A 20,078-nucleotide genomic window follows, 5' to 3' on the forward strand; every position below is an offset into this window, starting at 1 on the left:
CGTGATAAAAGTTATCAGAAATGTGGGATATGACACCAACGTTTACAAAGAAATTGCTATTTATTCGTGTTCTCAATGTTTGTGGCGTCGATTTATCGATTTAGCATCTATTGTATCAATTGCAATGTAATCGGATATTGAATGGTAATTGAACAACAGAACGCGTGGCTGTAGCGAACTCCACTGTGTAACGAACGACGTCTGCTCTCCGTGCGATCACTCCGTGAGCTAGAGAGGGCTAACGTCTCGAATCGTGTAGTCGACGCGGTCCGCTTTCATCAGACCGAGTCCGAGTAGCCCCGCGAGTACAACGGGAACGAGATTCCCGAAGTAGATGTTGACGATCCCCCAAAGAATGACGAAGCTAACGAGGGTATCGAGCATGAACTCACACTGTTGCAGTCGTTTTCTGATGTCCGCCAGCTCGAAACCCCAGTCGAAAATCGTCACTGCAATCGTCGCTGAGACGAGCCAGCCGAAGTAGTTCGAAAGTGGGACACCGTAGTACTGACCGCCGCCATACGTCCAGAAACCGAGGCCAACAGCGCCCGGATCAAGGACGAGATCCATCAAGACGACTGTAATGATGGCGACCGAACGTCGGAACAGCCCACGTTCTGCGCGTTCACCGAACAACAGCAGACACAGCAAATAACTATTCACGACGAGCGGGAGGAAAAAGATCGGCAGCCCGAGTGGAATCTTCTCGAACAACAGTGGTCCGAGACCGACGCTATACGAGAACGAGCCGTAGGGTACGCCAGTGCTCACGCCGATATACTCGATACTGTACGCGTAAGCAGTGAGGATCACCAGCGCACTCGCAGCTTTTCTATTGACGAGTGTCACAAGCCCCGCGATAAGCGGTAACCGCATCGCTACAACGCCGACGAGCACGAGAAGCGGATTGAACGACAACACAGGCGGTAGCATCGATTCCGTACTTGCGAGGAGGAGGATCGCTCCGACGAGAGGAAAGACAATAGCAAAGAGAACGCGGTTCTCACGAACAAACTCGTCGAAGGCTTGCTCGGCGCGTTGACGGTCAAACGTTATGTCAGCCATGATTTCCTCCAAGGAGCAACCACAGTCCACCGAGCGTGAACACCATCCCTGCAAGTGTGTTGATCGCTGGGTACCACCAGTACGCCTCATTCACGTCTATCGCTGAACGGACAATGGCAAACACGAGCAGCGGATACACGAGGAGGATCGCTCCGAAAAACGGGTGCACAACGGCGAACGCCGCGAGTGCTGCCAGCCAGCAGGCTGCACAGTAGATGTATGTCCATCGCTCGCCGAGCACGGTCGCGGTCGTCTTAATACCTGCTTGACGATCGGGTTCGATATCTGGAATCGCCGAGAACGTGTGCATCCCCATCGTCCAGAACCAGCCGCCAATGATCGCCGCAATCGGTGGATACGCCCCTTCGATGGCTGCGTACGCGGTAATCCCCGGGAGGATGTACAGTCCGTTGGATATCGAATCGAGTCCAGGCGTCGTTTTGAATCGGAACGGTGGCGCACTATATTCAACAGCGAGAGCGAAGAATCCGACCAACGACACAAGAGCCTCTCTCGGCAGGAACGGCACGAATACAGAGCCGAGGAGACCGCATGCAAACACGACAGCGACGACGAACTGACTGCCCTCGTAGCGAACCTCATGCTCCGTCTTTTTTTCATTGTGCACATCAACGTTGGTGTCGAAAATGTCGTTGACGCCGTAGAGAAACACGTTGGCCGGCACAAGGAAGTAGAAAAAGAGTGCGAGTGCGATCGGTTGGAACAGCCCGCTCACAGCGTCAACGGCGTACACGACACCGACAATGACCGGCCCGGCGAGGTAGAACCAAAAGCGGGGTCGGGAAAGTCGGAGGAGATACCCCAGACGCGTCGATTCCGAAAGAAGCGACGAACCGATACCACTGAGCAACTTGGAAACGCGCATTAGTCTATTGAGTCCTCAATAACTGCGTTTGCAGCGTGTTCTCCGCTGATAAGACACATCGGCATTCCGATTCCCGGTGTCGTGTATCCGCCTGCAAAGTACAGCCCGTCGACCGCATCCGAGCGATGAGGTGGTCGAAAGAGCGCCGTCTGGCGGAGTGTGTGCGCTAGCCCGAGGGCTGTCCCGTTCCAGCTGTTGTACGCTGAGGCGAAGTCTTCGATGGAAAATATCTCTTCGCAGACGATGCGGTCGTGCAGATCGACACCTGTGTTCGTTGCGATATCTCTGAGCACGAAATCACGGTATTCTTCTCGAATATCGGCCGTATCCCGTAGTCCAGCCGCGACGGGAACGAGCACGAACAGCGCGCTGTGTCCATCGGGAGCGACTGTGTCGTCGGTCTTCGATGGGACACAGAGATAGTACGCGGGATCGTCGGGCCACGCGGGGTCGTCGAATATCTGCTCGAAGTGATAGTCCCAGTCGGTCGGCAGGACGAGCGTATGGTGTGCAAGTGGTTCGACATCACCCTCGACACCGAGGTACATGAGAAAGGCAGACGGTGCGTAGGTTCGTTCATCCCAGTACTCAGCGTCGTACTGACGTTCTGGGGATGACAGAAGATCCTGTTCAGTGTGGGCGTAGTCGGCATCGCTGACAACGATGTCCGGATGAAAGCGTTCCCCGTCAACGGCTTCGAGCCGAAAACTGTCGCGCTGACGGGTTATTTCACTGATTTCGGTGGCAAGCGTTGTCGTGACACCGAGCTCTGAAGCGAGATCTGAGATGGCATCGACGACACCGGCAATACCGCCCTCTGGATACCAAACGCCCATGTTGAAATCGACGTGAGACATCATGTTGTAGAGTGCGGGCGTGTTCTTGGGGGCACCACCGAGAAAGACGAGCGTATACTGCATGATCTGTTGGAGCTTCGGATGGTCGAAGTAGCCAGCGACGTAGTCGTCCATCGTTCCGAGCAACTGAAATCCGATCGGCGCAGCACTCATCACGTCACGGTCGACCCAATCACGCAAGCGTGGGCGATCCTCATAGACGAAGTTCTCCATCGCAACCGAGTAGTGTTGTTCACTCGTTTCGAGATACTCCCGAAGAGCGTCTCCTGCTCCCTGTTCGTAGGATTCGAACGTTTCGATCACCTGCTCTCGGTCCGGTGTGATATCGACCTGATCGCCGTCTTTGAAGAAGATCCTGTAATGTGGATCGAGTTGGTCAAGGGTGTAGTACTCAGTAACGTCCCGGTCGAACTGGTCGAAAAACCGTTCGAAAACATCAGGCATGAGATACCACGATGGTCCCATATCGAACCGAAATCCATCGGTTTCTAACAGCGACGCACGACCGCCCAACTGCTCGTTTTTCTCGACGAGTTCGACATCTGCGCCAGCCTGCGCGAGATAACACGCAGCAGAGAGACCGCCGAATCCGCCACCGACGACAACAACGGATGTGTCGGCGAGTATCGGCTCTGTCGCCCTCGTCCGTTCGAGTGCCATATCGAATGGCACGCTCGGGGTGGCTAAAAAAGGTGTGCGATACTCGCTACTCCGAGTAGGAACGCCGATCGGAGCCAGTGCAGTAGCGGGCCGACAGGTTCTCAGCCGCACTTGGCTTCGATATGCCGTTTCTCCAGTTGTCTCAGTCCTTGCCGCGCGCTGATTCGAACATCGCTACTGCTTGTTCTCGACGGTCGCTATGGTCAACGATCGGGGCAGGATAATCGGGAGCAATCGATTCGCGCTCATCGTCATCAAGTTCGTGCCAGCGATGGATATTGCGAGAGTCAACACCGCGGAGTTCCGGGACGTACGCTTTGATATATTCGGCATCAGGATCGTACGATTCACCCTGTGTCATCGGATTGAATACTCTGAAGTACGGTTGTGCGTCTGTCCCTGTCGATCCGATCCACTGCCAGTTCCCGTTATCGTTTGCTGTTTCGTGGTCGACGAGTCGCTCTCGAAACCAGTCGTACCCCTCTCGCCAATCGTGCATGAGGTCCTTTGTGAGAAATGAACCGACGATCATTCTCGTGCGATTGTGCATGAACGCCTCCGTTCTGAGTTGCCGCATGCCTGCATCGACGATCGGATAGCCCGTTTCACCGTCTTTCCACGCATTGAGTTCGTCAGCGTCCGAACGCCACTGTATCTCATTCCTGTAGTCCTTGTAGTTCTCTGTGACGAGGTTCGGGTTGAAGTACAAGACCTGCGTGTAAAATTCGCGCCACGCCAACTGTCGCTGGTACGACTCGACGGATTCGCGTTTGGCGTCGGTGTCGGCCGCATCGAGTGCCTCCTCAGTTTGTGCGTACGCCTCACGAACACCGAGAGTACCGTACTTCAGATCCTGTGACAGCCGCGACGTTCCCTTGCTGGCTGGGTACTCGCGTATCTCGTCGTATCGATAGATGCTGTCGTTGCAGAACGTATCGAGCCGATCGCGTGCTGGCTCCATCCCTGCTGCTGGTAACTGGGCTTCCGGCTCGTCGAATCCGAGATCGTCGAGACTGGGCAGCGTTTCTCCCTCCGCATCGGCGAACACCTCCGCGGTGGGTGTCGAAAAGGGGGCCTCTTTCTCACGTTCTGTCCACTTCTTCCAGAAGTACGAAAACACCGAATACGGTTTGCCGTCGTTCGTTCGTATCGCTCCCGGTTCGTGGTGTACAGCGTCATGAAACCGTTCGTACGCGATCTCACTGTCCTTGAGCGACTCGACGACATCCTCGTCTCGTCGATGGGCGAGCCCCGAGTAGTCGTGATTCCACGTGATTCCCTCTGCATCGTATTTCTCGACAAGTTCCGGAAGTACCTCCCACGGACGGCCTTTTGCGATAACGAGGTCACTTCCACAGTCGCGGTACCAATCACGAAGGGCGTCCAACGCATCAAGGAGAAATGCCACGCGCGCGGGCGAGCCATGTCTCAGTACGTCTGGGTCGAAGACGAAGATCGGCTGTATTGTTTCGTCTGCCCGAGCCGCGAGTCCTTTGTTGTCCCTCACTCGTAGGTCACGTCGATGCCAGTGGAGCCACATATTTTCTGAGTTGCGTGCCGCGGGATTTTGCGTTTTCAGCGACGATACGTCCCCTCTATCAGCGCCGGTTTCTCACCATCGTCACACCAACTGACGATGGTACTAGCTAATCGTCCAATGCAATTAGTTGGTTTCCTTTATTTCGATGAGATATCCAAAGGGATCTTTCACGTAGACTGCTGGGGCGACGCCCGTTGCACCGAGCGGTTCGAGTTCTCTCTCGATCTCGACGCCGGCATTGATGAGCTGTCGCTTCACGTCTTTGACCGACTCGCTGACGAGAAGCGCGACGTGGTCGTAGCTGTGGCCATTGGGTTGTTTGAAGTTATCTACTGGTCGAACGTGCACCACGCTCGTATCGGTCAATCTGAACGAAAAGAACGATTTCTCACCACTCTCGAACAGCACTCGGTTCTCCATTTCGAACCCGAGAATGACACTGTAGAACTCGATCGCATCGTCTATTCGGTCTTCGGGGATCCGAAGATTCACGTGGTCGATTGCCTGAACGTTCATAGTTCTCCACGTTTCGGTACGAGCTGTACTTTCTTAATCGAATGGTTCGAACGATATTCCGGTGCGAAAATCCTCTAGGAAGTGCTCTGACTCGTCCGACCCCCATTCTCATTTTGCTACTGAACTCAGTTTCAGTATATCTCTTTACAGAAATATAATTCAGATTATACTTATTTCGGTGGAGTGTATATCTTGACTTGTATGAGATCTCGATTAACGTTACACGACCGCGCCAGCGAGCGGCCGTATTTCGACGGGCGGACGACATGGCGTGGCGTTGCAGCGGGATATGGATTGATGCTCTTCGTGCTCGCTCTCATGTGGGCCCTCAACGATCCATTACTTGCAGCGATACTGTTCGTGTTCGGCGTCGGAACGTATGTGGTGATCCGAGTCTGCACGCGCGATGTCCGCCAGCCGGTGTGGCGTACGGTTTGGATTCCTGGGACGGACATTTACGTAACGATCTATGTCCGTTAGTTCGAAGTAGCGACATCTTTGAAAGACACGTACCTCAAAAGGTATCAACGACCTGTGGCAGACAACCCCGTTCCGGCAGTATGTACTCACAGTGGGCATCGATCGTATCCGTAACGTCGTGATCGCTGTAGGTGCTCGGTGGATGGGGTCCCTGGGCACCTTCTTCACCAACCGCTTCTTCTGCTTCACCAGCCCAATAGAAGCTGTCGAGAACACTGTCATTGTCTGAATGCCAGTTGTTTACATGATCTGCACCGTTCTGGATGCCGGTCGACCATTGATCGCCTATTTCGTCTGCATCGACTGCGCCACCAAGCAGATCGAGCGTCCCGACTGACCGTCCTCGACTCGCCAAATCGTTCAACGCTGTCAGCGACACCCGCGCGCCAAGCGAGTGAGCGACCAATCGAACGTACGTCCTATGGCTGTCGACGTAGCCCGTCAGCCAATCGGCAAAGCTGTGACCAGCTTCCTCGGCATCGTCTTTCGCTGACCACCACCACGGATTGTTCGAGTCGTAGCCGAAACCGACGACGGGATGAGGATACCCACTGTCGCGCACGGCACGCTTGCACGTATACGCCTGATCTCGACCACCTCCGCTGAGCTTTTCCTGCCAGCCGTGGACAAAGATGAGGATCTCGGTCGGATCCCCAGACGGAAACGAACCACTAACGCTTGTATACCAGATGTACGGGAAATCGTCTGGAGCATCGAGAAAGCTAGTGCAACCACCAGCCTTCGCTGTTCCGATCGTCACGCCTCCCGAGAAAATTCCAACTGCAACCGATGTCGTCGCCTTCAGAACCTGACGACGGCTCGTGCTTTTTTCGTGTTCAACCGATTCATTTGCTGCCCTTTCATGTTTCGTGTTTCCGAATAACATACACACTGTACACTCTCTAATGTAAAAAATTACTAGCAGTATATACTAGACATATTATATATAGTCAATATTCATGAATATTGACTGCTCTACGAGGAATACAACCATAACAACTGTTCATGGGCAAGAGTGTATGGCGGAATTGGTGTACTGCTGAAACTTGCGTGTCTAGTCAGAAATAATTGCATATACTCCAGTTATTATGAGATCCATCCCTTCGATGAAGTAGACAATCTACTAATTAGAAAACGGGCGAATACAGATCGTACTCGTCCCACAACGATGGTAGTGCGGTCGTGTCTGTCGTAATCGTTGACCGATCCGTGAAAGACACCGAAATGAGCAGAAACGTCCATCTTAGACGTTTAGACGCCTACATAGTGATAATACCACGGCATATGGAGAAATTTGATACAACGGGAAAAGAGTAATAAATACCATTTCGAAGAGACAACACCTGTACTTTCTCGACGTTACGTCTGGTGACAAAAAACACATCGACAGCCTCGATTCAGCTGTTCATGTCTCGTGTGGTTCAGCTATCAAATACACTATGTATTTCGTCGATGAGCGTGTTGCTGGGATCTTGGGAGAGTTCCCAACACATCGCTCCACCAAAATCAGATTCCCGCGCGTATTCCGCTTTATTCGCAATCGAGTCTGCATCGTCGTAGGAGATGAACGTTTGATCCGCAGCGGAATACAACCACGGTACCGCTGCGTCGGGATGCCAGTGGTATTCGTAATCGGATTGTGGCTTGATCGTTTCTTCGATGGTCTGATACGTTTCTGCTGTTTCCGAATCGAACGAATTGTACAAGCCATCGTTGGCTGGAGCCACTCCGGAGAACGAGCGACCATAGAATGGCATTCCCACGACGAGCTTGTCCGTCGCTATCGATTTGCTCGCCCAGTGCTCCATCGCGTAGTTGGCATTGAACGTGGTGTTACCGTCCGGATCGTCCGATGCCGCGTACAACGGGGCGTTGAAATTGGTGTCGTTACTCCATCCACCGTTGAAATCGTAAGTCATCACGTTGACATAATCTAGATAGTCACTAATGATATCGACTTCGTACGCCTGATCGATCGTGTTGTAATTCTGTGATCCTGCGATACTCAGGCTGGTCCACGAGCCGATTCTCGAATCGAGTTGCTTGCGACACTCTTCTAACAGGAGTGTGAAGTTGTGTGGGTCCTCGGCCCGAACCGTTCCGTCTGGGAACTCCCAGTCCAAATCAAGGCCATCGAAATTGTATTTCTCCATTATATCGATGGCCGTTTTCGCGAATCGCTGGCGTCGCTCGGGCGTGGAGGCAGCATCGGAAAACGTCCCTGAGTACCAACCTGAACTGATCGACAGAACGAATACCGTGTCCTCGTTGTCATAGGTCTGGAGTTCGCTGAGAAGGTCTTCTTCTGCAGCGCTGCCCACGACAACTGTGCCATCTGACTGCGGTTCGAGGAACGCGTACTGCAGGTGAGTGAGCTTATCATACGGAACGTCTGAAGGAGTGTAGTCCCCAGCCCACGAAGGATAGTAGCCGACGATCCGCGGGTGGGTGATGGTATCCGGTTCGGCACGACCCACTCCTGCAATACGCCCGAGGAGCGGCGTTGTTGCTAGTACTCCTGCAGTTCGCAGTACGGTACGTCTCCGTGTCTGTGTCTCTGTCGTCTTATCTATCATTGTCGTTTTGTCTGTCATCGTTGATCGAAGCGTGTGGTCGTTCGTCGGTCAATGCATTCCAGTCGATTCTCTGGGTGATACCGGCTCTCGTTGAGACAACTGCTTAGAGACCGCCAGCTACAGATCTCAGCGCAGAGAGTTCCGATCCTTCGGAAGAGAATCAACCACGCAACTGGGTCGGTGGTCGAACTCCAGCCTTCGGGGCTGGTATTCCATCCACTGTCACCCGTACTGTGATCTGAACCAGTCTCAGAAATCGTGTCAGCTGACTGCTGCTCGATAGTTTGCTTTTTTGGATCAGTATCGTCTGCGACGGTTATCTTATCAATACCAGCCCTACTCGCTGGGAAATGCTTTCGATCGTCCCGTTGAACCAGACCAGTATGATTGTTTTCGCACACGACGCTTGTACGCATAAGGGGATCCTACTTTATGTTATCTCCTGACATCTACGACGCGGGATGTCACATCCGGACTCGATCGGAGATCGCAGCAAACGCTTCGGACGGAACACAATCTATCACGACTCTCGTAAGTCCTCGACTGTGCACGCGTGCGGAAACCAACGTTCTGACACCGCCGAAAGCATAAACCAGTGTTGCAATCGGTGTTAATGCTCCATCCGTTTCGTTGCTCATTCGGTCGTGTTGGCCAACAGGTCAAGTGAAGAGCAATCACAAATCAGAACTCGTGGCAACGTGGGTATACGTATCGGTGACGAATGGTTCACATGAACCGGAATCTCGACCCGCCGATCCGGCTTCTCTACGCAGCTGATTCGGCCGAGGATGACGAGTTCTATCGGGTGCTCGAACGACAGCCGGATTTTTCCGCTGTCGGATTCAGTCACGAAAAAACTCTCGATCACGTCATCAGTGCTGATTGTGTCGTGGTCCGTCACGGAACAGGCGTCGACGGTATCGCTGTTCTCGAAACGGTTCGTGAACGTTATCCTGATCTTCCGGTCGTCCTCCTCGGTCCAGATGACGGAGTTCTCGCTAGCCGAGCGATCGCGGCCAATGTCTCCGAGTTCGTCCCGTTCGCGGGTGAGGACTCTCCCACATATCTCGTCGAACGCGTTCGGTCTGCGGTCGCCGCTGGACCAAGAGACAACGGTCTACAGTTATCGATCGAAGCGATCGGCGTGCGAGAGAAGTTTCAACTCAAGGAACGAGCAATAGAGGAGGCACCAGTCGGTATTACGATTTCAGACGCAGAACAGCCAGACAATCCTCTCATCTACATCAACGACGCGTTTGAGAAGCTCACCGGATACACAAAAGAGGAAACGATCGGTCGAAACTGCAGATTTCTGCAGGGGGACGAATCAGATCCGGGCGCAGTCGCGGCCATGCGTGAGGCCATCGATCGAGAAGAGTCGGTGTCTGTCGAACTCGTGAACTACCGAAAGAACGGCGAAACGTTCTGGAATGAAGTCGATATCGCGCCGGTCCGCAATGAGACCAGCGAGACCACCAACTTCGTCGGCTTCCAGACCGACGTGACGGCGCGCAAAGAGGCGGAGCTCGAACTAAAACGCGAACAACAACGACTCGAACACCTATTAACTCGAATTGAGGGACTTCTTCAGGACGTCCACAGCGATCTCGTTCAGGCGGTGAGCCGCGCGGATGTCGAGAGCGCGGTCTGTGAGCGCATTGCGGCCGAGGATCCGTACGAATTCTGCTGGATTGGTGTGCCTGATCTTTCGCACGACACTATCGTGGCAACTGCGCAAGCGGGAGCGTGGTCTCCCGACAATGCAGTTCTCGACATCGATCTCACAACCGACTCGGCCGACATATCCCCTATCGTCGAGACGTACGAAACCGAGTGCGCTCAAGTGATTGATGATCCAAACGACCTCGCCGTGATCGTCGAAAATGTACCTTCAACTGTGGGTGATGCTGACTGCAAGGCGGTGGCCACAATTCCACTCGTCTACCGCGAGACGCTGTACGGCGTCCTCATCGTCTGTACGACTGAAGAAGACGCACTGAACGAGCGCGAGGCGGTCGTCTTGGAAGCACTGGGACGCGCAACAGCAACCGCGATTAATGCCCTTGAACGCGAGCGGATCATTGTAGCAGATAGCGTGGTCGAACTTGACTTCGAGATGCGGGATCTCTTTTTCGTCGACCTCTCCGCTCGACACAGCTCCGATGTCGAGTACAACGGATCGATCTATCGAACGGACCGGTCGATGCTCATGTTCTTTACGGCTGATATCGATCTGGCATTGATCGAGAAGAGCATCGAGCAGTATCCAGATGTTGACGACGTGACGCTTGTCAGCGCACACGACGGCGGGAATCTTTTCGAATTCACCGTCAGAAAGAATTCGATCATTACAACACTTGCAGAGCGAGGGGCAAAGACACGTTCAATGAGAGCCACCAATGGAACCGGACACGTGTCGGTCGAGCTTCCCACGGAAGCCGATGCACGAGCCATCGTTGCAATGCTCAAAGAGCAGTATCCAAACACTGAACTCACCAGATACCGAGAGCAAGAACGACCCCCGGAGACAAAGCAGGAATTCATCGAACAGCTCAAAGACACGCTTACGGAGCGTCAGCTGACGGCGCTCCAGACAGCATATGTGAGTGGGTTCTACGAGAGGAAACGCCCTATCTCTAGTGACGAGTTGGCCGAGACGATGGGTATCGCGCGCTCGACGTTCCACCAGCATCTCCGTGCGGCAGAAGGGAAACTTATCGCGGAACTCTTTGATTGATGGATAGTTCGATCTATCCCCCGACGTTCGACGTCTCTTCTAATAATTTTCAAGATCCGAAATTTGAAGCAAACGCTCGATGAACGGGTGACGGAGTCAGTAAGCGCCGCACACACCGGGGTTCGTTGTCTTTGGACTCGCAAGTCTTGATAGCGTATGAATCAACAAACTCCTGCATCTTTTGTGTGTCTCTGCCCAATCTCTCGTCATGACTGTTCTCGTCGTCGGGGCTGGATTGGCAGGGCTTGTTGCTGCCCGTCGTCTCGCTGTGGCCGGACTCGATGTTCGGCTGTTCGAGCGACGTGGTGAAATCGGTGGACGCGTCCGCACTCAGCGGCGAGAGGGTTTCACTCTCGATCGTGGCTTTCAGGTGCTGTTTACTGCATACCCGGCTGCCCGTCGAGAGTTGGATTTCGATGCGTTGGAGCTTCGGTATTTCACACCGGGTGCGACAATTGCTCGTCCCTCGAACAGATCGGTGCTGTCAGATCCGTTTCGAGACCCTCACACGGCGATCGAGACGTTGCTCAACGACGAGATCAGTTTGGCCGATAAACTCCGAGTGCTCATACTCCAGCGTGAGCTCCGCAATCGAGATCCGGAGACGATTTTCCCCGGTCCAGAGGTGTCTGTCGAAACGTATCTCATCAATCGCGGGTTCTCACGGACATTCGTCGATTCGTTCGCGGCTCCCTTCTACGGAGGGATTACCCTCGATCGGTCGCTCTCGACGGCAGCTGCGGTCTTCGAGTACACGTTCAAAATGCTGAGTGAGGGTCGTATTGCGGTTCCTGCGGAAGGGATGGGAGCACTCCCGGCACAGATCGCTGCTGGCGCTCGGACTGCTGGCGTCCAAATCGAAACAGACACTGAAGTCGTAGCCGTCGAGTCTACCGTTGACAGCGATGTGCCATCCGCTGACGTGACAATTGATCTCGGAGAAGAGACGATACACGGCGACAGCGCAATCGTCGCAACTGATCCCATAACAGCGCGTGCACTCACCGACGTCGCGTCTATCCCAACAGACAGTCGAGGGTGCACCACGCAGTATTACGCCCTTCCCCAATCAGAAGCGCTTGCGATGGGCAAACGTCTCCTCCTTAATGCTCACGATGGCGAACCGAACCATATTGCCCCGCTGTCGGCCGTCGCTCCGGAGTACGCGCCTGCGGACCAGCAGTTACTCTGTGCAACGTTTCTTCGACCCCCCGACACAGACGCAGACGTAGGCATAGACCCAGACGAGTTGGCCACTCAGAGTCGCACGGCGCTCGAATCGTGGTTTCCGGAGTATCGGTTTGACGATCTCACTGTTGTTCACACTGATCACGTCCAGTTTGCCCAGTTCGACCAACCGCCTGGTATCCACGCCACAGTTCCGAACGTAGCTGCACCGGACGGATCGGTCTACTTGGCTGGTGACTACACTGGATGGTCGTCTATCCAATCCGCGCTTCAGAGCGGTAGACGAGCTGCGCGTGCGATTCTAAACGAGCACAACTGAGCGATGTGTTCTGGTTTGATGTTGTTACTCACTCAGTACGTCTTCGATCGCCTGATCGAACGGTGTCAGCGTGATCGGCACCAGATCACGAATACGATCATCAGTTACGACGACAGAATTCTTGAGACCGTAGATAAGCGGGTGAGCGACGCTCTGTGGGACGGTGGTCACGAGGTCGACCCAGTAGACCGATAGTGCGGGCGACAGCACTGGAACCGGAATGATGAGTGGATCTGTTCCAAGGTGGGATGCAGTCTGATTCAACATCTGCTGATACGTAAGCACATCTGGCCCACCGATCTCGAAGGTTTCATCGGCTGTTTCGGGTACGTCGAGGACACCGACGAGATACGCGATCGCGTCTTGGAGTGCAATCGGTTGACACTCTGTTCGAACCCATTTCGGTGTGACCATGACTGGAAGCCGTTCGGCAAGCTGTCTAATCATGGTGAAACTCGTACTTCCTCGACCGATGATGATCGCTGCTCTGAGTGTTGTCAGTTCGTACTCATTCGAGTCGAGAATCGATTCAACCTCACGTCGTGAGCGAAGGTGCTCGGAGAGTTCACCTCCTGTTTCTCCGAGCCCGCCGAGGTAGATGACGCGCTCGATTCCTGCTTTGCTCGCCGCTCGGACGAAGTTTTGAGCCGCTTCCCGATCTCGTCGAGCGAATGCTTCGCCTGTCTGGAGTGAGTGAACGAGGTAGTAGGCGACATCGACGCTCTGGAAGCTATCTTCGAGTGTCTCCGGACTGAGGAGATCGCATTCGGTCACTGAGACGCCGTCTGGTGGATCGTACGACGAGGCGTCTCTGGTCATGGCCGTGACAGTGTGTCCTGCTGATACGAGCGCTGGGACGAGTGAATTTCCCACAAATCCGGTCGCTCCCGTTACGAGGACGTTCATCAATTTGCGTATCGTCGTCAGGAGAAATGAAATGTGGGATTTCATCTTGATTCGAGGAATTACATATACAGTTTCATCTGTTGATCTATGAGAGTTACTATCAACAAAGAATCACTATACAGTTACAGTAGATGCCCACATCATTTTCCGAAATTGTATTCGAAACCACTACGTTCGTCGAATGGGCCTGTTTTGCTGTTACAAATCGACACTCTCTTTCACTCGTAACTGGGCTCATAGTATCATTCGGCAGTCCGATTCGAGTGCACTATCATCACCCATCGATGTTCGTAACTACGGTTTCGACGATGCGTACTCAAATACAATCCAGAAACTATTTTGTTACCATCTTTGCTTCTGCGGAATGTTCATTTCTTCAAATCTACTTCATTAATTCAATATTTATGGGTGCGCGGGACGGTTTGTCTCTCACGAATCTATCTAATTTTTGTTCTACCAATCTGCATGATGCCGATCGAAAGACGCATCTGGAGATGTAACTTCGATGCTCACCGTTACAGACGTATTACTGTAATAGATGCGGCGGTAACGCCGACCAGTCGTCCGATCCGAGGCGATTGTCATTCAGATCGGCACCTACCGCAGAATTTCACGATTATACGCCGAGTTACAGAGAAACTACGACCGTCGAATAAATCGCGGATGATGTAGCCAAACGCTGGTATCTACATATGAAACATGTCTCGCATTGAGCGGACTGAGTTACGTTCGGATTAGGAGAAGAACTCGCTGAGGTGGTGATGATGCGCGTCTTGGCCCGCGACGAGGGCAACCGCCTCGTGGGCTGGGGCGTACACCGCCATTTCGGTGCCCTTCTCGGAGTAACCGATGCTAGCCGGTTCGATGAGACCGGCTTCCTCGAGTTTTTGGAGGTGATAATGGACGTTCTGGAGGGAGGTATCGATTTCGTCGCGGATATCCGTCGACGTCGACGGGTGATCGTAGATGGTCGCCAATACTGTTCGGGTCGTGGAGGCCGTAAGCGCCTCGAATACCTCATCAGCGACCTCATCGTCGAACTCGAGAATGCATGGGTCGGTCGGGGTCGATTGTGGTTCTTCACGGAGTGGAAGTAAACTCATTGCAGATACCTATAACGCCACTGTAATTGGTATGTGGACACTTCGAGTAACAGATGTTCGTATGATGGTGGTTAATGGGCTACTACTAACTCACTAATGTCGAGTAATTGTATCCTACTCTCCGTGTTGTTCTGCTCTTATTCGGTTCGAGGACCCGAAATGTATCTACTTCGCGGATCTCCTGCGTTTCATACCCTTGACTGAGGGAACATAATGCTACAATCTTGCGGCGTCTGTCACCTGGTGAGAGCTGTTGTGGTGCGCCCAAACTAATTGAGGTGAGTGATAGCGCGATCCATCGACGCTCGATTAGTCGTGTGACCCATGACTAACGAGACGGTTTGGGTCTATCCTCTGTGAGTGACCACGCTGCGTCGTCGACCAACGCCGGAACGGTGTTGTCACTAGGAGTACTCTCACTGTGTAACGCGAGCTGTCCATCGTCTGTGGCGATCGAAATCCGACCCGCACTTGTGACCGTCACTGCGTATCCCTCGAAGACGAACGAGAGCGATCCAGTTGCACGGGCGGTTCCGTCCTGTTGTGGTTGGAATAGTGCGGTGAGTGCGTCGGGCGTGAGACGATTCGTTAACCGATCACAAATGTCTGGTAGATCGTCGTCCACGACATCCGCGATCGATAAGAATACAGACGTACCGACAACATCGATCGGTACGTCCTTGTTACACGCCACGGTCTTATCGGTTGGCAACTCGGGATCAATGGCGCTCGGCGACGGTGCATCAGTGGTGATTGTCAGCGTGCGTTCGCGGGAAGCGGTAGCTGCATTCCCTGCGTACTTAATCCACACCCCGCGTTCACACCATTCGAACGCCAGCGTCGTGGGACAATCGTATGTCCCCCACGACTCCGAGCGGTGAGGCGAGAAAATCGTCTCAAGCGCTTCGGGATCGATCGCGTTGTATAACGGCGGCAGTGCAGTGGGTGTTGTGTCGAGCACGCTCACCATTGCTGTACTTATCTGCGTGCTCAATTCGTCCTCACAACCGAGTGGAACGTGAAACTGAGCGCTGGGGGCCTCGATACTCATGGCCGTGTTTACCTATTGCGGCATGTATGTTAAAAACCATCGGGATGTGTGATATCGTATAACATATGTTCCAGCGCTGTTTTCGATACCATACTTACTACACACAGTGTATATGTAAACATGTTTTTGTTGAGTGGAAAATATGAACGATCTATCTTCGTCAGTTGTTGCCTTCTATTTTATCCAAAACTATTCAGAGTGAATTAATAGGGTAGGATCCGGTATGCTGCTGTATCAGTCACAGTTCATCAGTGAGATTTTATGCCAAAGCGGATCGTATAACAACGGTGGTGGTGGACAATGACATCCGCATCCAACTCTGCGAACGACAACAAAGCGGTGGTGCGCAGGATTCCGAACGAGATCATGACTGAAGGTGTCGATACAGCAATTGAGGAGGTTTTCGCTGCCGACTTTGTCGAGCACAATCCGACGCTAGGTGAAATTCACGGTCCGGACGGATTCAGAAACCGGGTGTACAAACCGCTCCGCGACGCGTTTTCAGATCTTGAGGTCGTCATCGAAGAGTTAATTGCTGAAGATAACCGTGTGGTTCTTCGGGCGACGATTCACGGCATCCATGAGGGTGAGTTTAATGATATTGAAGCAACTGGCAACACGATTGAGGTCCCGGTGATGGTTATTCACCGTGTTGAAGACGGTTTGGTAGCCGAACGGTGGGTCATCTTCGACGCTCTCAGCATGATGCAACAACTCGATGTGATTCCAAACCCTCCCGACGCCACGTGACATACCACACGTGAGTTGTGCACCTGTTCCGTGCAACATCTGCATTGTACGCGATATCCATCTCTAGTCTATGGGATTCGACCGATACGAGACCACAGACAGTTCGATTACTGACGACGACAGCTGTATCCCCTGTGCTCTGAAAAATGGGAGCGACACTCGGGTCGTATTCTGTGGCCAATGTGTTCGCGCGCGAGTTCATCACTTTCGTTCGTGATGAGATTGTCACAGAGTTGGTGTCGATCCGTCCGTTACAACAACGTGGCGTCCACTACCTCTCTGTCATGTACTTCCTGCAGTAATGTTATTGAATAACTGATGGTATTCTCTACTAATCCATGATTTTATAATTATGTTATGCATTTCAGATCAGATGATGTGATATACAATAAAATCACAGCACTATTTGTTTTTAGTATTTCTATGCGGTGTACCTCTGTAGCACCCGATATCAGCAGCTGGTAGCAGCTGATGGCTCACAATCAAAATACTAGTAGGAATGTTAGTTAAATGTCGCCAAGGCCATACTCACCATGAGTATTGTATGTAATGTTATTTTATGAATGAATCAGTTACACTAGTCCGTACGATTGGTAGCTGTCACTAGCGACCGTAACCAAGTGCATTCTACCACGCGGCCATCTGTTCCGATTGTACGCTCTCGATGTTGGTACTATGGCGGTGGCGATTCGTTGATTCTCTTACTCAGTTGGTCGCACTATCCGTCGAAACGACGTGCAGTATCATCCAACGATCGAGAGAATCGCTCTCGTTCGGATTAGGAGAAGAACTCGCTGAGGTGGTGATGATGCGCGTCTTGGCCCGCGACGAGGGCAACCGCCTCGTTGGCCGGGGCGTACACCGCCATTTCGGTGCCCTTTTCGGAGTAGCCGATGCCAGCCGGTTCGATGAGACCGGCTTCCTCGAGTTTTTGGAGGTGATAATGGACGTTCTGGAGGGAGGTATCGATTTCGTCGCGGATATCCGTCGATGTCGACGGGTGATCGTAGATGGTCGCCAATACTGTTCGGGTCGTGGAGGCCGTAAGCGCCTCGAATACCTCATCAGCGACCTCATCGTCGAACTCGAGAATGCATGGGTCGGTCGGGGTCGATCGTGGTTCTTCACGGAGTGGAAGTAAGCTCATCGTAGGTAACCTATAACGGGACTATAATTGGTATGTGGATGCTTCGAACTGTAACCACGCTTATTATACTAATTAATGGCTGTATACTGCCCAAATAGTGATACATAGTAACGGCATACCATCGTGGATTGAGCCACTTAACTTGAAGAAAACGAGCTTCGATTGAGAACTAGCGTTGTTTCGTGTCGATCGACGCAGTCAAGTCACGACAGAGCGCTGTAATGACCGACTCTGGATCAGGGTCACTCACACGCTGAGCGAACCCCTGCAAGCCGATAGTAAACGAACGAGCCGCACAGAGGTCTCCGTCACTCACTGTGAGGTCGAGAATAGCCTCGTTATAGAGCACGAACGTACGAGAATCGTCGACAGTGAGGTGTTCGATCAGACGCTCATCAAGAGTTGCGAGCAGATCGGCAGCGGCATGCAGCTCACACCGCTGTGAAGAACGCTCGACACTCATCATGGTAGTCACTACATGGTGTTATTATAAAAATCCGCGTCAGACAGAGTCTGCTGGTCTGAACAGACTGTCTCCTCCCGGCTCGGTATTTTGCCAGATAAACAGTTGCTTCTCTCTCATCTCCAGTTTCGACTGAGCAACAGCGAACCGTCTCAATCGTTTCTGCGCTCGTGGGGCTGCACTGAGATCGTGTGAGCAAACATTTCGTGAAATACACGTTCCGACATGATCACGCCGATCGAATCGAGTATCGTGTGTGAACCGACTTGCCAGATTGACGTCTATCTGTGAGACAAATCGTCTTGACTCTCGTTGAAGGACCAGAGTCCGTTGGTATCTTCGCGGGCGGCTGTTTCAGTGTCTATAAACTCATCACTCAGGGGATGTGCTGTGTCAGTGGCACGCGCATATCCATTCTCGAGCAGCTTTGTATTGTACAACGTGGTCTGAGCGTTTCCGTAGTAGAGAGATACCGTCGGTGTCCCCGTTGCAGTGTGTCCGTGAACGACGATCTTCACTTGCTCATCGTCGAGTTGTTCTTCTCCATACTCGCGTGCGTTGTGCCCCCATCGATAGAGCCAGTTTCGTGCCTGATCGGTCGCTGGCATGTCGAACGCGTCTGGAGTGATTTCCGATGTCGAGGTTTCGGGTGCTTCGACACCGTGTAGTTTGACCGACCGCTGACTGCCGTTGCCGAATGCAACGATGATCACATCGCCACCGTCCATCACGTCGTAGACAGTTACGGTGTGATTGCTACCATCAACTGGTGCGTCTGTTGGCTCGGCACCGGCCGTTGTCGTTGTTGCTGTTGTTGCTGTTGTCTCTGTACTACTGATCTGAGTCTCTGTCGACAGCGTCTTCGATGGTGATTCTGTCTCAGTTTCGCCACTCTCTGTCGATTGTGGTTGTGTCTCTTCACCAACGGACGTCGTCGGTGTTCGATCCGATGATGAGGGAGTTCCAGAACATCCAGCAAGTACTACGAGTGCGATCATAACGACTGCTCCGATTTTCTTCATCATTCGATTTGCTCACCAGCCTCGAACTGATATGCCAGAGGATACGTCATCTAATTAAATACTTCGTGGCCGATCACGTGGGTCGGTATCTCGCTCATTATTCTGTTCGTGTCGTTCTGTGAGAGATGAAGGCAGACATGTGGTTTTTTACTCTCCTGATCACACTCCAATTATGTCGTCATTATCGGTCCTCGGTCACCGTCCATACATGATCGTCTTTTGGATAACGATCGCAATCGTCTACGGACCCGATCTCTTCCGTACGATACGTCGTGGATCCCCAACAGAGGCAGAATCTCACGGTGGGCGTTCCCTGCTCGTCATTTCTGTCGCGGTAACGGGTGGGATCGTTGCTAGTGTCGGATTCGTGTATCTCGTCCCTTCGCTGTCAATCTCGTGGTATCCACCAGCCGTTTTCGCCGTCGGAATTGCGCTCATACTCGTTGGCGGCACGATTCGCCAGTACGCCGTGTGGACCCTCGATCGATATTTCACGAACAAAATACTGACGCAGTCCGATCAGACGATCATCGAAACCGGACCATATCAGTGGGTTCGTCATCCTTCGTACACCGGAGCGATCATTACGTTCGTCGGAATATCGGTCATCCTCGCTAATTGGGCAAGCATCGGTGTGATGGTGCTCTGTATCGGCTGTGCCTACGGCTACCGAATCAACGTCGAAGAGCAAGCGCTTCGAGAGCAGTTCGAAGACGCGTATCGTGCGTACACAAACCGAACACCCTATCGGATATTCCCGCACGTCTGGTAGAAACGTGAGAACGGACCAGAACTCCGTTGCTGTCTCCAAC

The 20,078-nt window shown here is 52.8% G+C and carries 19 protein-coding genes; 6 read left to right on the forward strand and 13 right to left on the reverse strand.

Going from position 1 to position 20,078, the window contains the following annotated elements:
- Window positions 1-228 precede the first annotated feature (228 nt).
- From cruF to MW898_RS04625, 5 genes are all read right to left on the reverse strand, one after another.
- A complete protein-coding gene (gene cruF, locus MW898_RS04605; protein ID WP_248904983.1) occupies window positions 229-1,065 on the reverse strand; it encodes a bisanhydrobacterioruberin hydratase in 837 nt (278 codons plus the stop codon).
- A complete protein-coding gene (locus MW898_RS04610; protein ID WP_248904985.1) occupies window positions 1,058-1,951 on the reverse strand; it encodes a prenyltransferase in 894 nt (297 codons plus the stop codon). Before MW898_RS04610 ends, cruF begins: the two co-directional genes overlap by 8 nt.
- Window positions 1,951-3,468 (reverse strand): bifunctional phytoene desaturase/3,4-desaturase, encoded by a 1,518-nt coding sequence (gene crtID / locus MW898_RS04615; protein ID WP_248904987.1) that lies wholly within the window; start codon window positions 3,466-3,468, stop codon window positions 1,951-1,953. Before crtID ends, MW898_RS04610 begins: the two co-directional genes overlap by 1 nt.
- Before the next feature lie 142 nt (window positions 3,469-3,610).
- Window positions 3,611-5,008 (reverse strand): cryptochrome/photolyase family protein, encoded by a 1,398-nt coding sequence (locus MW898_RS04620; protein WP_248904989.1) that lies wholly within the window; start codon window positions 5,006-5,008, stop codon window positions 3,611-3,613.
- A gap of 123 nt (window positions 5,009-5,131) precedes the next feature.
- On the reverse strand, window positions 5,132-5,524 hold the full coding sequence (locus MW898_RS04625; RefSeq protein WP_248904991.1) for a VOC family protein: 393 nt from the start codon (window positions 5,522-5,524) through the stop codon (window positions 5,132-5,134).
- A 201-nt stretch (window positions 5,525-5,725) separates the two neighbouring features.
- Between MW898_RS04625 and MW898_RS04630 the strand changes: the two genes are divergently transcribed.
- Entirely contained in the window at window positions 5,726-6,004 is a 279-nt protein-coding gene (locus tag MW898_RS04630) for a hypothetical protein (protein WP_248904993.1), read from the forward strand.
- A 34-nt stretch (window positions 6,005-6,038) separates the two neighbouring features.
- On the opposite strand, the gene MW898_RS04635 is transcribed toward MW898_RS04630, so the two are convergent.
- Together MW898_RS04635 and MW898_RS04640 are read right to left on the reverse strand one after the other, a co-directional pair.
- A complete protein-coding gene (locus tag MW898_RS04635; RefSeq protein WP_248904996.1) occupies window positions 6,039-6,890 on the reverse strand; it encodes a DUF726 domain-containing protein in 852 nt (283 codons plus the stop codon).
- 535 nt (window positions 6,891-7,425) lie between these two features.
- The gene (locus tag MW898_RS04640; RefSeq protein ID WP_248904998.1) at window positions 7,426-8,598 is read right to left on the reverse strand and encodes a glycoside hydrolase family 18 protein; all 1,173 of its coding nucleotides are present in this window, start codon (window positions 8,596-8,598) and stop codon (window positions 7,426-7,428) included.
- 712 nt (window positions 8,599-9,310) lie between these two features.
- Between MW898_RS04640 and MW898_RS04645 the strand changes: the two genes are divergently transcribed.
- Both MW898_RS04645 and MW898_RS04650 read left to right on the forward strand, forming a co-directional pair.
- Window positions 9,311-11,317 carry a bacterio-opsin activator domain-containing protein gene (locus tag MW898_RS04645; RefSeq protein WP_248905000.1) on the forward strand — a complete coding sequence of 669 codons (2,007 nt, stop codon included), beginning with the start codon at window positions 9,311-9,313 and terminating at the stop codon, window positions 11,315-11,317.
- A 208-nt stretch (window positions 11,318-11,525) separates the two neighbouring features.
- Window positions 11,526-12,824 carry an NAD(P)/FAD-dependent oxidoreductase gene (locus tag MW898_RS04650; protein WP_248905003.1) on the forward strand — a complete coding sequence of 433 codons (1,299 nt, stop codon included), beginning with the start codon at window positions 11,526-11,528 and terminating at the stop codon, window positions 12,822-12,824.
- A gap of 24 nt (window positions 12,825-12,848) precedes the next feature.
- On the opposite strand, the gene MW898_RS04655 is transcribed toward MW898_RS04650, so the two are convergent.
- The 3 genes from MW898_RS04655 to MW898_RS04665 form a co-directional block, all read right to left on the reverse strand.
- Complete coding sequence (locus MW898_RS04655) at window positions 12,849-13,730, reverse strand: NAD(P)H-binding protein (protein ID WP_248905005.1); 882 nt, start codon at window positions 13,728-13,730, stop codon at window positions 12,849-12,851.
- Window positions 13,731-14,464: 734 nt separating this feature from the next.
- Window positions 14,465-14,833, reverse strand: coding sequence for an ArsR/SmtB family transcription factor (locus tag MW898_RS04660; RefSeq protein ID WP_248905006.1), 369 nt, complete (start codon window positions 14,831-14,833; stop codon window positions 14,465-14,467).
- Window positions 14,834-15,161: 328 nt separating this feature from the next.
- Window positions 15,162-15,884, reverse strand: a complete 723-nt coding sequence (locus MW898_RS04665; protein WP_248905007.1) for a HalOD1 output domain-containing protein — start codon at window positions 15,882-15,884, stop codon at window positions 15,162-15,164.
- Between the two features lie 300 nt (window positions 15,885-16,184).
- On the opposite strand from MW898_RS04665, the gene MW898_RS04670 reads away from it, so the two are divergent.
- Together MW898_RS04670 and MW898_RS25470 are read left to right on the forward strand one after the other, a co-directional pair.
- A complete protein-coding gene (locus tag MW898_RS04670) occupies window positions 16,185-16,634 on the forward strand; it encodes an ester cyclase (RefSeq protein ID WP_248905008.1) in 450 nt (149 codons plus the stop codon).
- A 173-nt stretch (window positions 16,635-16,807) separates the two neighbouring features.
- On the forward strand, window positions 16,808-16,936 hold the full coding sequence (locus MW898_RS25470; RefSeq protein ID WP_264555125.1) for a hypothetical protein: 129 nt from the start codon (window positions 16,808-16,810) through the stop codon (window positions 16,934-16,936).
- 476 nt (window positions 16,937-17,412) lie between these two features.
- Here MW898_RS25470 and MW898_RS04675 read toward each other — a convergent pair whose 3' ends face one another.
- The 3 genes from MW898_RS04675 to MW898_RS04685 form a co-directional block, all read right to left on the reverse strand.
- Complete coding sequence (locus tag MW898_RS04675; RefSeq protein ID WP_248905009.1) at window positions 17,413-17,781, reverse strand: ArsR/SmtB family transcription factor; 369 nt, start codon at window positions 17,779-17,781, stop codon at window positions 17,413-17,415.
- A 169-nt stretch (window positions 17,782-17,950) separates the two neighbouring features.
- Window positions 17,951-18,244, reverse strand: a complete 294-nt coding sequence (locus MW898_RS04680; protein WP_248905010.1) for a hypothetical protein — start codon at window positions 18,242-18,244, stop codon at window positions 17,951-17,953.
- Window positions 18,245-18,525: 281 nt separating this feature from the next.
- Entirely contained in the window at window positions 18,526-19,269 is a 744-nt protein-coding gene (locus tag MW898_RS04685) for a thermonuclease family protein (protein ID WP_248905011.1), read from the reverse strand.
- 169 nt (window positions 19,270-19,438) lie between these two features.
- Between MW898_RS04685 and MW898_RS04690 the strand changes: the two genes are divergently transcribed.
- Window positions 19,439-20,038, forward strand: a complete 600-nt coding sequence (locus MW898_RS04690; RefSeq protein ID WP_248905012.1) for a methyltransferase family protein — start codon at window positions 19,439-19,441, stop codon at window positions 20,036-20,038.
- Window positions 20,039-20,078: the final 40 nt, after the last annotated feature.

The sequence above is a fragment of the Halocatena marina genome (assembly GCF_023276375.1).
Taxonomy (GTDB): Archaea; Halobacteriota; Halobacteria; order Halobacteriales; family Haloarculaceae; genus Halocatena; species Halocatena marina.

Coding starts and splice junctions, on each gene's coding strand:
- MW898_RS04680 (WP_248905010.1), bottom strand. CDS start 18,244: ATGAGTGTCGAGCGTTCTTCACAGCGGTGTGAGCTGCATGCCGCTGCC.
- MW898_RS04665 (WP_248905007.1), bottom strand. CDS start 15,884: ATGAGTATCGAGGCCCCCAGCGCTCAGTTTCACGTTCCACTCGGTTGT.
- MW898_RS04645 (WP_248905000.1), top strand. CDS start 9,311: ATGAACCGGAATCTCGACCCGCCGATCCGGCTTCTCTACGCAGCTGAT.
- MW898_RS04675 (WP_248905009.1), bottom strand. CDS start 17,781: ATGAGCTTACTTCCACTCCGTGAAGAACCACGATCGACCCCGACCGAC.
- MW898_RS04685 (WP_248905011.1), bottom strand. CDS start 19,269: ATGATGAAGAAAATCGGAGCAGTCGTTATGATCGCACTCGTAGTACTT.
- MW898_RS04655 (WP_248905005.1), bottom strand. CDS start 13,730: ATGAACGTCCTCGTAACGGGAGCGACCGGATTTGTGGGAAATTCACTC.
- MW898_RS04630 (WP_248904993.1), top strand. CDS start 5,726: ATGAGATCTCGATTAACGTTACACGACCGCGCCAGCGAGCGGCCGTAT.
- MW898_RS04610 (WP_248904985.1), bottom strand. CDS start 1,951: ATGCGCGTTTCCAAGTTGCTCAGTGGTATCGGTTCGTCGCTTCTTTCG.
- MW898_RS04620 (WP_248904989.1), bottom strand. CDS start 5,008: ATGTGGCTCCACTGGCATCGACGTGACCTACGAGTGAGGGACAACAAA.
- MW898_RS04635 (WP_248904996.1), bottom strand. CDS start 6,890: ATGTTATTCGGAAACACGAAACATGAAAGGGCAGCAAATGAATCGGTT.
- crtID (WP_248904987.1), bottom strand. CDS start 3,468: ATGGCACTCGAACGGACGAGGGCGACAGAGCCGATACTCGCCGACACA.
- MW898_RS04670 (WP_248905008.1), top strand. CDS start 16,185: ATGACATCCGCATCCAACTCTGCGAACGACAACAAAGCGGTGGTGCGC.
- MW898_RS04690 (WP_248905012.1), top strand. CDS start 19,439: ATGTCGTCATTATCGGTCCTCGGTCACCGTCCATACATGATCGTCTTT.
- MW898_RS04650 (WP_248905003.1), top strand. CDS start 11,526: ATGACTGTTCTCGTCGTCGGGGCTGGATTGGCAGGGCTTGTTGCTGCC.
- MW898_RS04640 (WP_248904998.1), bottom strand. CDS start 8,598: ATGACAGACAAAACGACAATGATAGATAAGACGACAGAGACACAGACA.
- MW898_RS04625 (WP_248904991.1), bottom strand. CDS start 5,524: ATGAACGTTCAGGCAATCGACCACGTGAATCTTCGGATCCCCGAAGAC.
- MW898_RS04660 (WP_248905006.1), bottom strand. CDS start 14,833: ATGAGTTTACTTCCACTCCGTGAAGAACCACAATCGACCCCGACCGAC.
- cruF (WP_248904983.1), bottom strand. CDS start 1,065: ATGGCTGACATAACGTTTGACCGTCAACGCGCCGAGCAAGCCTTCGAC.